General features: G+C 69.6%; 14 protein-coding genes. All 14 read right to left on the bottom strand.

The window, feature by feature from the left end:
* Window positions 1–11 precede the first annotated feature (11 nt).
* Window positions 12–2126 carry an elongation factor G gene (fusA, locus tag H7A69_RS01105; RefSeq protein WP_069712801.1) on the bottom strand — a complete coding sequence of 705 codons (2115 nt, stop codon included), beginning with the start codon at window positions 2124–2126 and terminating at the stop codon, window positions 12–14.
* A gap of 102 nt (window positions 2127–2228) precedes the next feature.
* On the bottom strand, window positions 2229–2699 hold the full coding sequence (gene rpsG, locus H7A69_RS01100) for a 30S ribosomal protein S7 (protein WP_058742332.1): 471 nt from the start codon (window positions 2697–2699) through the stop codon (window positions 2229–2231).
* A gap of 5 nt (window positions 2700–2704) precedes the next feature.
* Window positions 2705–3073, bottom strand: a complete 369-nt coding sequence (gene rpsL / locus H7A69_RS01095; RefSeq protein ID WP_058728453.1) for a 30S ribosomal protein S12 — start codon at window positions 3071–3073, stop codon at window positions 2705–2707.
* A gap of 344 nt (window positions 3074–3417) precedes the next feature.
* Entirely contained in the window at window positions 3418–4554 is a 1137-nt protein-coding gene (locus tag H7A69_RS01090) for a hypothetical protein (protein WP_182045387.1), read from the bottom strand.
* 166 nt (window positions 4555–4720) lie between these two features.
* Entirely contained in the window at window positions 4721–5176 is a 456-nt protein-coding gene (locus tag H7A69_RS01085; protein WP_182045386.1) for a DUF6121 family protein, read from the bottom strand.
* A 114-nt stretch (window positions 5177–5290) separates the two neighbouring features.
* On the bottom strand, window positions 5291–5866 hold the full coding sequence (locus H7A69_RS01080; protein WP_182045385.1) for a CBU_0592 family membrane protein: 576 nt from the start codon (window positions 5864–5866) through the stop codon (window positions 5291–5293).
* A 172-nt stretch (window positions 5867–6038) separates the two neighbouring features.
* Window positions 6039–6800 carry a hypothetical protein gene (locus H7A69_RS01075; protein WP_182045384.1) on the bottom strand — a complete coding sequence of 254 codons (762 nt, stop codon included), beginning with the start codon at window positions 6798–6800 and terminating at the stop codon, window positions 6039–6041.
* A gap of 1 nt (window position 6801) precedes the next feature.
* The gene (locus tag H7A69_RS01070) at window positions 6802–7599 is read right to left on the bottom strand and encodes a hypothetical protein (protein ID WP_182045383.1); all 798 of its coding nucleotides are present in this window, start codon (window positions 7597–7599) and stop codon (window positions 6802–6804) included.
* Window positions 7596–8648: a type IV pilus assembly protein PilM gene (pilM, locus tag H7A69_RS01065; RefSeq protein ID WP_182045382.1), complete on the bottom strand. Its 1053-nt coding sequence runs from the start codon at window positions 8646–8648 to the stop codon at window positions 7596–7598. Before pilM ends, H7A69_RS01070 begins: the two co-directional genes overlap by 4 nt.
* A 34-nt stretch (window positions 8649–8682) precedes the next feature.
* On the bottom strand, window positions 8683–9468 hold the full coding sequence (locus tag H7A69_RS01060; RefSeq protein ID WP_182045444.1) for a prepilin peptidase: 786 nt from the start codon (window positions 9466–9468) through the stop codon (window positions 8683–8685).
* Between the two features lie 29 nt (window positions 9469–9497).
* Entirely contained in the window at window positions 9498–11360 is a 1863-nt protein-coding gene (locus tag H7A69_RS01055) for a hypothetical protein (RefSeq protein WP_182045381.1), read from the bottom strand.
* A 62-nt stretch (window positions 11361–11422) separates the two neighbouring features.
* Window positions 11423–12145 carry a hypothetical protein gene (locus H7A69_RS01050; protein ID WP_182045380.1) on the bottom strand — a complete coding sequence of 241 codons (723 nt, stop codon included), beginning with the start codon at window positions 12143–12145 and terminating at the stop codon, window positions 11423–11425.
* Complete coding sequence (locus tag H7A69_RS01045) at window positions 12142–13578, bottom strand: hypothetical protein (RefSeq protein ID WP_182045379.1); 1437 nt, start codon at window positions 13576–13578, stop codon at window positions 12142–12144. Before H7A69_RS01045 ends, H7A69_RS01050 begins: the two co-directional genes overlap by 4 nt.
* An 85-nt stretch (window positions 13579–13663) precedes the next feature.
* A complete protein-coding gene (locus tag H7A69_RS17595) occupies window positions 13664–14140 on the bottom strand; it encodes a type II secretion system protein (RefSeq protein WP_411469342.1) in 477 nt (158 codons plus the stop codon).
* Between the last annotated feature and the right edge of the window lie 159 nt (window positions 14141–14299).

Here is a 14299-nt window from a genome sequence, read left to right as displayed (position 1 = left end):
ACGCCGGAGCGTTACTCTCCGCTGTTCTTCGCGATGATCTCCTCGGCGACCTTGGCCGGGACCTGGCTGTAGGTCTCGAAGGTCATCGAGTAGACCGCACGACCAGAGGTCTTGGACCGGAGGTCCCCGACGTAGCCGAACATCTCGGACAGCGGAACGCTCGCGCGGACCACCTTGACGCCCGAGGCGTCCTCCATCGAGGCGATCTGGCCACGACGGGAGTTGAGGTCACCGATGACGTCGCCCATGTACTCCTCGGGAGTACGCACCTCGACGGCCATGATCGGCTCGAGGATGGCGGGACCGGCCTTGCGGGCGGCCTCCTTGTAGGCGATCGAACCGGCGATCTTGAACGCCATCTCGGACGAGTCGACGTCGTGCGCCGCGCCGTCCTTGAGGATGGCCTTCACGCCGACGGTCGGGTAGCCCGCGAGGATGCCGACCTGCATGGCGTCCTGGATACCGGCGTCGACCGACGGGATGTACTCACGCGGGACGCGACCACCGGTGACGGCGTTCTCGAACTCGTAGACCTTCTCGGCCGTGACTTCCATCGGCTCGAGGGCGATCTGCACCTTCGCGAACTGGCCGGAACCACCGGTCTGCTTCTTGTGCGTGTAGTCGTAGCGCTCGACGACCTTGGTCAGCGTCTCGCGGTAGGCCACCTGCGGCTTGCCGACGCTGGCCTCGACCTTGAACTCGCGCTTCATGCGGTCGACGAGGATGTCGAGGTGGAGCTCGCCCATGCCCTTGATCGTCGTCTGACCGGTCTCGGCGTTGAGCTCGACGCGGAACGTCGGGTCCTCTTCGGCGAGCTTCTGGATGGCCGTGGAGAGCTTCTCCTGGTCGGCCTTCGTGTTCGGCTCGATGGCGACCTCGATGACCGGCTCCGGGAACGTCATCGACTCGAGGACGACCTGGTCCGACGGGTCGCACAGGGTGTCACCGGTGGTGGTGTCCTTGAGACCGATGACCGCGTAGATGTGGCCGGCGGTCACGTTGTCGACCGGGTTCTCCTTGTTGGAGTGCATCTGGAAGATCTTGCCGATGCGCTCCTTCTTGCCCTTGGTCGAGTTGATGACCTGGGCACCGGACTCGATCGAGCCGGAGTACACGCGGACGTAGGTCAGACGACCGAAGAAGGGGTGCACCGCGACCTTGAACGCCAGGGCCGAGAACGGCTCGGTGGCGTCGGGCTTGCGGATGATCTCCTTCTCCTCGTCCTTGACGTCGTGGCCGATCATCGGCGGCACGTCGAGCGGGGACGGGAGGTAGTCGATGACCGCGTCGAGCATCGGCTGGACGCCGCGGTTCTTGAAGGCCGACCCACAGAGGACGGGGTAGACCTCGGAGGCGATCGTGAGCTTGCGGATCGCGCCCTTGATCTCGTCCTTCGAGAGCTCCTCGCCACCGAAGAACTTCTCGAGCAGGGCGTCGTCGGTCTCGGCGACGCGCTCGATCAGCTTCGCGCGGTACTCCTCGGCGCGGTCCTTGAGGTCCGCGGGGATCTCCTGGACCTCGTACTGGGCGCCCATGGTGACGTCACCCTTGGCATCGCCCGGCCAGACCTTGGCGTGCATCTCGATGAGGTCGACGATCCCGACGAAGTCGTTCTCGGCACCGATCGGGAGCTGGAGCACGAGCGGCTCCGCACCCAGGCGGTTCACGATCGTGTCGACGGTGAAGTAGAAGTCGGCACCGAGCTTGTCCATCTTGTTGACGAAGCAGATGCGCGGGACGTCGTACTTGTCCGCCTGACGCCACACGGTCTCGGACTGGGGCTCGACGCCCTCCTTGCCGTCGAACACGGCGACCGCACCGTCGAGGACGCGGAGCGAGCGCTCCACCTCGACCGTGAAGTCCACGTGACCGGGGGTGTCGATGATGTTGATCTGGTTGTTGTCCCAGAAGCAGGTCGTCGCGGCCGACGTGATCGTGATGCCGCGCTCCTGCTCCTGCGCCATCCAGTCCATCGTCGCGGCGCCGTCGTGCACCTCACCGATCTTGTGCGTGATGCCCGTGTAGAACAGGATGCGCTCGGTGGTCGTGGTCTTGCCGGCATCGATGTGCGCCATGATGCCGATGTTGCGGACCTTGTTCAGGTCGGTGAGCACGTCCTGTGCCACAGGTTCCTCCGGAAGAGTTGTAGGAGAGGTTGGCGGCCGGGCGGGCGCCGACGGTTCATGACCGCCGACGCCCGACCGGTGCCGGGACGACCAGCGCCGGACTTACCAGCGGTAGTGCGCGAAGGCCTTGTTCGACTCGGCCATCTTGTGCGTGTCCTCGCGGCGCTTGACCGCGGCACCGAGACCGTTCGACGCGTCGAGGATCTCGTTCATGAGACGCTCGGTCATCGTCTTCTCGCGACGGGCCTTGGCGTAGGAGGTCAGCCAGCGGAGCGCGAGGGTGTTCGCGCGGTGCGGCTTGACCTCGACCGGGACCTGGTAGGTCGAGCCACCGACGCGGCGGCTGCGGACCTCGAGGGTCGGACGGACGTTGTCGAGCGCCTTCTTCAGCGTCGCGACGGCGTCCTGCTGGTTCTTGGCGGTGACACCCTCGAGTGCATCGTAGACGATGCGCTCGGCGAGGCCCTTCTTGCCGTCCAGGAGGATCTTGTTGACGAGCTGCGAGACGATCGGCGCGCCGTACACCGGGTCGGCGACGACGGGACGCTTCGGGGCGGGACCCTTACGAGGCATCTACCTCAACCCTTCTTCGCGCCGTAGCGGCTGCGAGCCTGCTTACGGTTCTTGACGGCCTGGGTGTCCAGGGCACCACGGATGATCTTGTAACGCACACCGGGGAGGTCCTTCACACGACCGCCGCGGACGAGCACCATCGAGTGCTCCTGCAGGTTGTGGCCCTCACCGGGGATGTAGGCCGTGACCTCGGTGCCGTTCGAGAGCTTGACACGAGCGACCTTGCGCAGGGCCGAGTTCGGCTTCTTGGGGGTGGTGGTGTAGACGCGGGTGCAGACACCACGCTGCTGGGGGTTCGCCTTCAGTGCCGGCGCCTTGGTCTTGACGACCTTGGGCGTGCGACCCTTGCGAACGAGCTGCTGGATGGTAGGCAACTGTTCTCCTGGTTCTTCGCTCGTGCTCTGGCCGACGCGGTCCGTCGGCTTCCTCATCCCACGCTGATCACCGCCTGACGGCGGAGGAGAGACGGTGGGATGGATGGACCCCGGTACGGTCTCGTCGAGGTCGACGAGCGTGGGCCGGGATTCCGGGCGCGCCCGAGGGCGCACACCCGGTAGAGACTACCCGCGTCACAGGGCGAAATCAATCCGGGCGCGTCGCCCGTGGAGGCCCGTGGTGACGCCACGGGCGGACACCCACCCGGTGCGGGCGGGCCGACCCCCGACGGGCGACCGGCGACCCCCGACCGGTGAGCGACGTGCGGCGACCACCGACCGGCTCAGGACCCCGAGTCGGACGCGCCGTTGCCGATCGCCGACTGGAACGTGGCGCCGGAGTCGGAGAAGCCCGAGATGTACCCGCTGGCGTTGACGTTCATCGGTCCGGCCGAGGCGGTGCCCACGCCACCCGGTCCCGAGATGTCCGCGGTGTAGGTCGCCCGGCCCGCCTTCGTGGTCGAGACCGCCCAGCCACGTGCCAGCCAGCCGCCGACCGTCACCTCCGGTCGCTGCTCGAGGGACCACTTCTGGTTCGAGTAGGTGTACGCGGGGTCCTCGCCGTAGGCGTAGAAGCTGCACCCCGCGGGCGCCGCATCCGTCGACGCGACGCACCCGTCCACCCAGCGATCGACGGCCTGCTGCGCGGCCTGCTGCCCCGCGTCGGTGAGCGACGTGGTCATCGCCACCGGCGCGGACCCCGCCGCACCGAAGCCGGCCACCCGCGCCGAGCCGTCCTCGGTCGTGAACCACTTCCCGCCGTCGACCGTGACCGGGTAGGTCCCGGGCAGTGCCGCGAGCCGGGCGGTTCCGTCGCGGGAGGTCTCCACGCGCTCCCCCGCGACCTCGACCGCGGTGCTCGCCGGCCCCTCGACCGACACCTCGACCCGACCGAGCTCCGGCGCCTCGAGCTGCCACACCGGGAAGACGCCCCAGTCGGTGTCCGTCCGGTCGAGCGTGAAGGTCGTCGGCACGTCACGCCCGTCCTGCCGCAGCACCGCCTGGACCGTCGCGGTGTCGCCGTCCGTCCGCGTTCCCGCGATGCGGTACCCGGTCACGTGGTCCGAGGCCTTCGCGTACGCCGCGTCGGTGAGCAGGACGTCCTGGTCGTCGTGGTCGATCCCCGCCGCGTCGAGGGCGTCGGTCACCCGACCCGCCGTCAGGTCGTCGAGGAAGGCCCGGACCGGCCGGTCCGCGGCGTGCGACGACGACTGCACGGTCCACCCGACGACACCGGTCACGGCGAGCAGGAGCACGACCGCGCCACCCGCGACGATGCCGACGAGCGTGCGCCGACGCAGTCGCCGGCGGGGCCGACCGGTCGCCGCGGGGGTCGGGACGGGGGCCGCGGGCTCGCGGGTGCCGCGGATGCCGTCGACGTGCGGGACGGCGGCCCACCCGTCCGGATGCTGGTCGGTCATGGGTCCCCCGTCGTGCTGCGTGCCTGCTCCGGGATCCTACCGCCGGCGGGGGCGCCGGTCCGGTGGCGAGGGGTCGCCGGTCGGCGCCGGATCGCCGGTCGGGCGCGGCACGGCGTCGCCGGTCTGGCGCGGCACGGCGTCGCCGGTCTGGCGCGGAGTTCGCCGGTCAGGCGCGGTCGTGGTCCGGAGCCGTGCTGGCGGTCGACGTGTCCCGGGCCTGGTGCCGCGCGGCCGCGATCCCGCCGACGACGCACAGGAGCGCGACCACCACGGAGCCGACCACGAACGGGCTGAGGGCGGAGCCCGCGGGGAAGACGAGCAGCTCCGTGCCGTCGCCCCGGACGATCGCGTACCCGACGGACCCGACGCCGAGCATGACGAGGTACGTGCCGGCGGCGGCGACGAGACCCGTCACGCCGGGGTTTCCCTCGCGGATGCCGGCCGCCGTGGCCAGGAAGACGACCAGCCCGGCGCCGACCACCATCGCGGGGCCGAGGTAGGGGCTCGCGTCGGGCTGAGGGATGGCCTCGACGTCGGCGAGCAGGGCCTCGAAACCCGTCACGGCGATGACGAGCGCGATGAAGAGCACGGACGTCATCGTCGCCACCAGCCATCGGGACATGGCACGAGCGTACTGCCGACAGGGGCGTGCGGGCCGGACGCCGCGGTCGGTCGCCCGGTCGCTGGCGCTGCTGGCCCGCCAGCGCGCTGGCTTGCTGGCTTGCTGGCTTGCTGGTCAGCGCTGCGCGGCGTCCTCGCGCTCGGGTGTCGGTTCCGGGTGCTCCTGCATCCCGTGCTCCGCGTGCTGCTGCGCGGCGGCCACGAGCGCGAGCGCGATCGTCGCCGTGATGACGGGGACGGACTCGGTCATCGGTGCGGCCGGGGCGGCGTCGGTGTCGGTGTCGGCCTGGAGGCGCGGCGCGGGCCCGGCGGCGTCGGTCGCCTCCGCCTCGTGGTCGCGGAGCGCAGGGCCCACCACCGGCAGGACCGCGGTCGTCGCCGGCGGCTCGGTGTGCAGGACGACGTGCTCGGCAGCCGCGGGCACCTGCGTCGCACCCTCCCTGGTCATGCGACGGGCTCGCGCCATCTTTACCAGAACGACGACCGCGATCACGGCCCACACCCCGTTGACGATCGTCGACGGGATCGCGTGGTGCGCCGCGACGTTGATCGCGACGGAGAGTCCGCCCACGAGGTTGAGCACCTGGTACAGCGGCCCGTTCGGGATCTTGCCCAGCGAGAAGAGCAGGTAACCTGCGAGAACGGTTACGGCACCGAACCAGCCGAGGAACTCCACGATTCCGACCAACACGCGCGACTCCGGGCACGACGAGGAACGGCCGTCCTGAGGCGACCGTCCGAGAGGGGGGTGAGCAGCCGCGAGTGCGGCGTCGGCAGCATCGTAGGCACACCGACGGGTGTCGCGGAAGTGGGTGCGGCGTGGCGCGGCGCACCCACTTCGCGGGGTGGTGTCCGGGGCGGTGTCAGCCCGCGGTGGGGGTGGCCGTGGCGGTGGCGGAAGCGGTCGCGGCGGCCGGCGCCGAGAGGACGTAGAGGAACCCGCCGAGCGTCCAGGTCTGGCGCCCGGCCCCGTCCGGTGCACCGTCCTCCGCCGAGGTCGAGGACGACGACGTCAGCGTCGTGATGAGGAAGAGCCGCTTGCCGTCCTGGACGCCGCCGGTGAAGGCGAGCGCCTGGTCGTAGGACCCCTCGATGCTGATCGAGACCGGGATGACGGAGAAGTTCGCCGGCGTGACCAGCGGGTTCGTCGTGACGCTGGGCGCTGCCGGCGCCGTGGGACTCGCCTCGGCCGACGGCTCGGCCGTGGCGGTGGCCGACGGCGAGGCCGCAGCGCCCGGCGCGGCCTCGGCGGTCGCCGGGGCGGTGCCGGACGCCGGGGCGGAGTACGCCTGGGCCTCCCCGACCGACACGGACGACACGGTGGCGCCGGACGATCCCGCAACGGTGTCGAGGGAACGGATGAACGCGTCGGTGTCGGCCGTCGCCGGCACCGAGTCACGCAGCCCGTCGAGCGACGCCTGCATCGCGTCGAGCGTGGTGAAGCGCTCACGGAGCCGGTCGAGCTCCGCCCGGCTGGTCGCGTTCGTCTGGTCCGTCTGCGCCTGCTGCGCCTCGTCGGCCGACGCGGAGGCGAGCTGTGGCTGCACGCCCAGGAAGAACCCACCGACGGCGATCGCCACGGCGGTGAGCGCGGCCAGGATGAGGGAGAGCCGGTTCTTGTTCACGTCACTTGCTCTTCTCTGCGTACTTGCCGTCGTAGGCGCCGTCGTTGACGTGCAGCGAGATCGAGGCCTGGTACGTCGACGAGGAGGTGCCCGCCGTGTCGCCGACGACCGATCCGCGGCTGATCGAGTCGATGTTCGAGTCCACGTACCCGGGCAGCTTCGTGAGCCGCTCGTTCCAGTCGGGGACCGACGGGATGGAGGGGCTGCTGACGGTCACGTTCAGCGTGGCGACACGCATGCCCTGGAGCGGAGCGGTCGACTGGTCGAAGCTCTGCATCGGGCTCGACGAGTCGATGTTGAGCGCCGTGATGGCGACCCCCTCCGGCAGGAGCTGCTGCACCTGGCCGAGGTAGCTCTTCCAGTCGATCTCCGTCGACCCGCCGACCTCTTGCGCGGCAGCTGCGAGCGCCGTGTCCTGCTCGACCCGACGGACCTCGCCGTACTGCTGCTGCTGCTGCTGGATGGAGGTGGTCTCGGCCTGCGCCGCAGCCAGGTCCGAGCGAGCACCCATGCTCTGCACGGTCGCGGCCGCGGTCGCGATGACCACCAAAGCGGCGACTATGCCCGCACCGAACCACGTCCGACGGGCGATCGCGCGGCCACGGCGGTCCTGGTGGACCTCCACCGGGAGCAGGTCGACCCGTGGCTCCTGGCCCGGGGTCACCCCGGGCACGTTCCTGCCGCGGCGGGCACCGCGCTGCGGCGCTCGATCCTCGGCTGCCCCGGTCGCCGGCCGGCGCCCGATCCCGAAGACACCGGCACGCGCTGGTGCCGCGACGGACTGCACGGTCTCGGTCATGCTGCTCTGCTCCCGACTGCCAGGCCGAACGCGACGGCCACGGCGTTGCCGCGCTCGGCGAGCGCGTCCGGCGTGATGGACCGTCCACGTGCGACCCCGGCGAAGGGGTCCGTCATGTGGACGGGGATGCGTGTGTGGTCGCTGAGCGCCTGCGCGAACCCCGGCATCTTCGCGCCGCCGCCCGCGAGCATGACGCTGCGGACCTCCTGGCCGGGCCGGGTGTTGACGAAGTAGTTGATTGTGTTGCGGAGGCTGGCGAACAGTTCGCTGCACGACTCCGTGATCACCGCGACGGCGCGCGCGTCGTCCGTCGTCCGGGCGCCGCCGCCGAGCCCGAAGTGCCGCTTCACGGCCTCAGCCTGCTCCCAGTCGATGTCGAACCGGCCGGCGAGCACCTTCGTCATGTCGTTGCCGCCGGTCGGGATGATCCGGACGAACTGGGGGACGCCGTCCGTCAGGATCACGACGCTCGTCGTCTCCGCACCCAGCTCGACCATCGCGACGGTACCGGGGACCCGCTGTCGCGTGACGGCGACCCGGCTCAGCGCGAACGGGATGAGGTCGACCGCTGCCGGGTTGAGGCCGGCGAGCTGGACCGCGCGGACGTTCGCCAGGACCGCGTCCTTGATGGCGGCGACGAGCAACCCGTGGAGGACCGGTCCGTTCTCGCTCTCCGCCTCGGCGACGGGGTAGAAGTCGAGGATCGCGTCACCGACCGGCACCGGCAGCATGTCCTGCACCTGGAACGGGAGCGACTCACGGATCTGCTCGCGGGAACTCTTCGGGATCGTCAGGTCACGGGAGAGGACGCGCTGGTTCCCGACGCCGAGGACGACGTCCTTCGTGCGGAACCGACCGAGCTGCCAGAGCTGCTTGAGCGCTCCCGCGACGGTGTTCGGCTCGATCACCTCGCCCTTGCGGATGGCTTCCGGAGGCGTCGGCACCTCGGCGAACCGGACGACGGTCGGGCGTGCCTTGTCGGCGTCGGCGACCTCGACGGCGCGGATGGTGTCCGCGGTGAGGTCCAGCCCGACGATGCTCTTGCCCATGCTTGGCGTCCTTCTGGTTGGCAGGTGGTCGGCGTCAGCCGAGTCCGAGGGCGCCGAGGTAGGCAGCCCAGATCACGGGGCCGAGGAAGATGCCGAGCCACGCGCCGGCGAGCATCCAGGGGCCGAAGGGGATTCCGCTCCGTCGACCGGCCCGGCCGGTCGACATGAGCACGAGCGAGAAGGTACCGCCGAGCAGGAAGGCGGCGAAAGCTCCCACTGCGAGGGGTCCCCATCCGAGGTACGCGAGTACGAACCCGAGCACACCGGCGAGCTTCACGTCGCCCATGCCCATCCCGCCGGGCACCGCGAGCGCGAGCACGAGGTAAACGGCGCCGAGCCCGACGAGCCCGACCCCGGCGCGCACGAAGGCGCCCCAGTCCCCGGTCATCGCCGAGGTTCCCCCGAGCAGCACCACGACGACCACGTAGGCCGGCAGCACGATCACGTTCGGGAGACGGTGGGTGTCGATGTCGATGAGCGCGAGCGCCACGCTGATCGCCATGAGGTAGAGCAATGCGAGCAACAGCCCGGCACCGCCGACGTCGGACCCGCCGTCGGTGATCGTCGGCACGAACACCACCGCCACGACGGCGAAGAGCACCGCCGTCGCCAGCTCCACGGCCGGGTACCGGGCCGAGATCGGCGCTCGGCAGTCGCGGCAGCGCCCGCGGAGCGCCAGCCACGAGAGCACCGGCACGTTGTCGAACCCGCGGATCTCGTGGCCGCAGCCCGGGCAGGCGCTCGGCGGGCGGACCACGGAGATCCCCGCGGGGACACGGTGCACGACGACGTTGAGGAAGGACCCGACGAGCAGGCCCATCAGCGCCGTCGCCCCGGTGATGACGGCGATCACTGGCACGTCCCCGAGCTCGTCCTCGAGCACGAGCCGTCCGCGTTGAAGGCGGCGTTGACCTCGACCTGGGTGGTGATGCCGTAGCTCGTGCTCACCGGCTGCAGGAACTTCGGCGGCGCGATGCTCTGGAACCGGTTGTCGTACCCGTACGCCTTCGTGAAGCCGGTCTGGTGGTCGACGACGGTCTGACCCCAGCCGTTCGTCGTGGAGTAGGTGACGCCGACCGCACCGCGGTACTTCTGCGCGATCGAGCCGAGCACCGTGAGGTCACCCATCTGCGGTCCGTACCCGTAGTTCTGCACCTGGAACGTACCGGTGTTGCTCGCGATGGCCGCGTTGATCGTGACCTTGCTCCCGGCTCCGTACTGGAGCTGCGAGGTCGACGACACCGCGGTGTCGCAGGTCTTGAGCGTGACGGTCTGGCCGCCGCTCCGGGTGGTCTGGTACTTGTTGCAGGAGATCGGGTTGGAGACGGTCACGGCCCGCTGGCCGACGAGCCCGAGCACGCTCTGTGTGCCCGGCGCGTAGGTGATGTTCGACGTCACGTAGAGGAAGTTGGCCGCGCCGACCGTCATCTTGCCGTTGACGACCCCGGACACGAACGCATCACCGGCCCGGCAGTTGTAGAGCCCGTCCGCGCCGGCGTTGCCCACGTACTCGTTGGCGCGGGGGTAGCCGAGGCCGTTGTTGTAGGACTGACCGACCTGGCACATCGCTCCGCTGGCCGACCGCTCGTCTCCCGGCTTCGTGTAGTTGGGGTCCCCGGTGTCGGTGGGCACGCCCTGCACGTACGCCAGGTTGTCGTCGAGGACGGGGATGGTCGCACCGGAGGAGCTCTTCAGCGCGGACGGGGATCCGCAGAGCACGTCGCCGGAGCCGTCCGGCTGCGGGCGACCGGCGTCGAGTCGGTACTGCGTCGCCTTCGTCAGCGGGGACTTGATCGTGACCTTGTTCCCGGAGAACACGAACGAGGTGGGGCCCGTGTACAGGCACCCGGGACGCGGGACGTTGACCCGGTCGTTCGTGCGCGCCTCCTGCGCCATGTTCGCGATCGTCGACGGCGGGTCGATCGACTGCACGTTCTTGGGCTGACCGCCCGTGAAGGTCGCGGTGGACCGGCACCGCCGGTCGTCGGTCGACCCGTTGGAGTACGGCGTGCGGTAGACACCGTCCGCCGCGGTCGACTGCACGGTCGAGGTGAAGGTCGTCCCGCACAGCATGAAGGTGTCGTTCGTCCGGACCGGACCCGTCAGGGTGTCCCGCTCGGTGAACCGGACGGGCGCGCACGCCCTGCTCGAGTCGTACTGCCCGGAGAGGGTGCTGTAGTGCTGCGGGATGCAGAGCTTCGAGCCGTCCGCGGTCTGCGTCTCACCGGTGATCGTCGGGTCGCTCGACTCGAAGTCGGTGAAGTACAGGTAGTCGACGAAGCCGTCGCCCTTGAGGTCGGCGACGATGGACCGTGTCACGCCACCGGCCTTGCCCGTGACCCGGACGCGCACGACGCCCTCGGCCGTGTAGTCGGTGTTGTCCACCTCGTACCGGTACTGCGCACGTCCGCCGCCGTTGGCGACCTCCGCCCAGCGGGATCCCGACGTGGCGAAAGCAGGGTTCGACGACCAGTCCTTCGAGAAGGCACTGCTGCTGCTGAAGGAGGCGCCCGAGTTGCCGACGAGCTCGTAGCTGTTGTCGGCCGTCAGCCGGCTCTGGTAGTCGGCGAGCCCGGCGTACGCGGCCTGGATTGCGAGGTTCCAGCTGCGGTCCGCCGCGGTCTTGACCGACCCGCTCACCGAGACCGACGCCATCGTGGCGACGAGGATCATGAGCACCGCGCCGAGACCGACGACGGATGCGAGGGCCATGCCCTCGTCCCCACGAACGCGGCCGTCTCGGGCGCGGCTGAAGAAGGCGGCGATCCGACGCATCACGGTGTTGCTCCTGCACGTCCGAGGTTGAGGAGTCCGACCATGTTCTGCAGGTGCGCGTTGCTCCCCGCACCGGCCGTCGCGGATCCGAGTTCGAGGTTCACGGTGACGAAGCGCACGGCCGTCCGCTGGGTCGCGCTGAGTTGACCGTCGTCCGCGACCGCGAGCTGGTCCTTCTCTCCGCCGGCGCCCTGGTAGGTGAACAGGGGGACCTTGTCGGAGGTCGGCGACGCGATCGGTCCGCCCAGGCGGGTCGTACTGGTGACGGAGGGGCACGAGTAGTAGCCGTTGGCGTCCGCGCCGCACGCCGAGAGCTGCTGGACGAGCTGCCGCGACGTCGGGTCGACGAAGTACCGGGCGAGCACCGGTCGTTCGGCGGTGCGCTTGGCGATGTCCGGATCCTCGATCAGGTTGATGTACGCGTAGAACGTCAGGTCGGTCGGGGTGGCCTTGACGATCGCGCTGTCCGGCACGAGGCTCGAGGGCACGTCGCGGGTCGTGGCCGCGCGGAGGTAGCGGGACATCGCGTTGATCGCGTTCGTGGCCTGCCGGATGTTCGTGTCCGCGCTGGCGTTCGACGCGCTTCCCTTGATCGCCGCCACGAAGAACCCGGCGAGCGTCGCGAGGATGATGACGGTGACCGACGCCGCGACGAGCAGCTCGGCCATGCTGACCCCGCGGTCGTCGCGGTGCGCACGACGGAGCGCCCGCGCCACCATCACGGCGCCTTCCGCGGGTCGAGCGTGACGGTGTCGCCCCACTTGAAGACGAGGAAGCCGGCGTTGTTCGTCTGGCCGCCGCCGTTCGGGTAGCTGATCTTGTTCGACGCGGTCTGCACGATGTTCTTGCTGTTCGACGACGCCGTCGAACCCGGGCTCTTCGACTGGTAGATCGACCACGTGCCGTAGGGCAGGGCGATCCCGACGTTGCCCGCGGTGATGCCGGAGAACGTGAGCGTCTTGGGATCCGGGGCGTTGCACCCGGGGTCGAAGTCCGGCGCCGCACTGTCGCTCACCGCGGTGATGTACGGGTAGTCCTTGTCGACCGGGACGACCACGATGCCCATCGGCACGGTGACCTTCTTCGCGATGGGATCGACCACGCCCGCCGTGGCGTCCATCGCCTCCGGTGCCTTCCCGATCGCCCCGTTCGTCGCGGTCGTCCACTTGCCGGGGTTCGGGCTGAGGCACGTCGCGCTCCCGCCACCGTCGGCACTGACGTACGCGCCCGCCATGAACTGGTAGCCGTCCTGGTAGGGGAAGGCCTTGATCGTCCTCGGGGTGCCCGGGAACACGGAACTGCCGCCGACGCCGTTGTAGAGCGTGGTGCTGAGGTTGGTCGGCAGCTTCGCCGTCCCGCCCGGGTAGCTCGTGGCGTAGTCGACCTGGAACGTGTGCGCCTGGTCGTAGGTGAACGTCACGGCGGCGTCGGTACCGGCGGCCACCGTCACCGTCTTGTTCGTCGCGACGTCCTGCTGCGTGGTGTCGATCCCGCCCGGCGTCGATGCCGACACCGTGTAGCTCCCCGGCTGGACCTGCAGGGCGTAGGTGCAGCCCGAGCCGTCGGTCGGTGCGGGCTGCTTGACCGTCGCGCCCCCGCCGCCGGGGTTCGCCGCGATGGTGACGGGGATGCCCGCGGCCCCGGTCCCCGCGGCGTTGCGGATGGTGACGAGGATCGCTCCGGTCCCGTCGGCGTTGATTCGCGAGTTCGGGGCGACGAGGGTGTCGAGAGCCACGGAGAGGGGCTTGCCCTTGCCGTTCTGCCAGGACACCGTGCTGGTGATGCTCTTGTACGCGAGGGTCGTGCCGTCGGTCCCGCACGAGCTGGAGTTGCCCGCGCTGTCGACCCACTGGGTGGTGCGGGTCAGCACGTACTTCTGGCCGCCCACGGTCGACTCCAACCGCTCGTCCGTGGCTGTGGAGCGGATCTCGAACGGGTTCGCGTAGGACCGCAACTGGTCGAGGTCCTCGGACGCCAGGTTCAGCGCGGTCTGACGCGCGCGACTCTCCTGTGTCAGCACGAGGGCGTTCGTGATGCCGTAGGCGAGGCCGATCGACATGAGGGCGAAGACCATCATGGCCACCAGGACCTCGGTGATCGAGAAGCCGCCGTCAGCATGGAGACGCCGTTGCAGCGCGAGAAGAATGCTGCGCATGACTACTCCGTTCCTGGTTCTCGACGGCGTGCAGCCGAAGCCGCGACACCATGCGATGTCGCGGCCTCGGCTGGCATCAGGGTGATCAGGCCTTGCAGCCGGCAGGGATGTCGCCGACGGCCACCTTCGTGGTGCCGAGCTTGTCCGTCGCGTAGAAGTAGGTGTCGTTCGTGCTCTGCCCGATCACGCAGTACGTGCCCGTGCCCGTGTAGAGGGTCACCAGCTTGGTGTTGCTCGAAGCGGTGACGCCCGCGTCAGACCAGGTCTGCGTGCTGCCCGTGCCCGGCGATGCGGTCGAGACGGTGCCGGCCGCCGTGACGAGCTTGCCCGCCGTCGGCATCGCACCGAGGTTGGTCTGCACCGACACGACCGCGATCTTCGCGTTCGTCACGTCGGTCTGCGTCGCCGAGTCCTGCGCGTTCTTCTGCACACCCAGGTACACCGGGATGGCGATGGCGGCGAGGATGCCGATGATGATGACGACGACGAGGAGCTCGATCAGGGTGAAGCCCTTGTCGTTCTCTTCGAGGAGGCCCTTGCGGCGAGCATCGAGCTTGCCCATGAGTGCTGCGTACATTGTCTTCCACTCTTTCGGGAGTTGGGTGCGGAATGGGATCGGGGCTGTGCTCTGCCGCCACCGTCGAGCGTATTCAGGGGAGATTTTCCACATAATCCCGAGAACGGGGGCCAAACGGCAGGAAAATGCCCCCAGTACCGGGGG

The sequence above is a fragment of the Curtobacterium sp. ME26 genome (assembly GCF_903970945.1).
Classification (GTDB): Bacteria; Actinomycetota; Actinomycetes; order Actinomycetales; family Microbacteriaceae; genus Curtobacterium; species Curtobacterium citri.
Note: the sequence above shows the minus strand (reverse complement) of the source record. Positions and strands in the feature narration are given on the sequence as shown.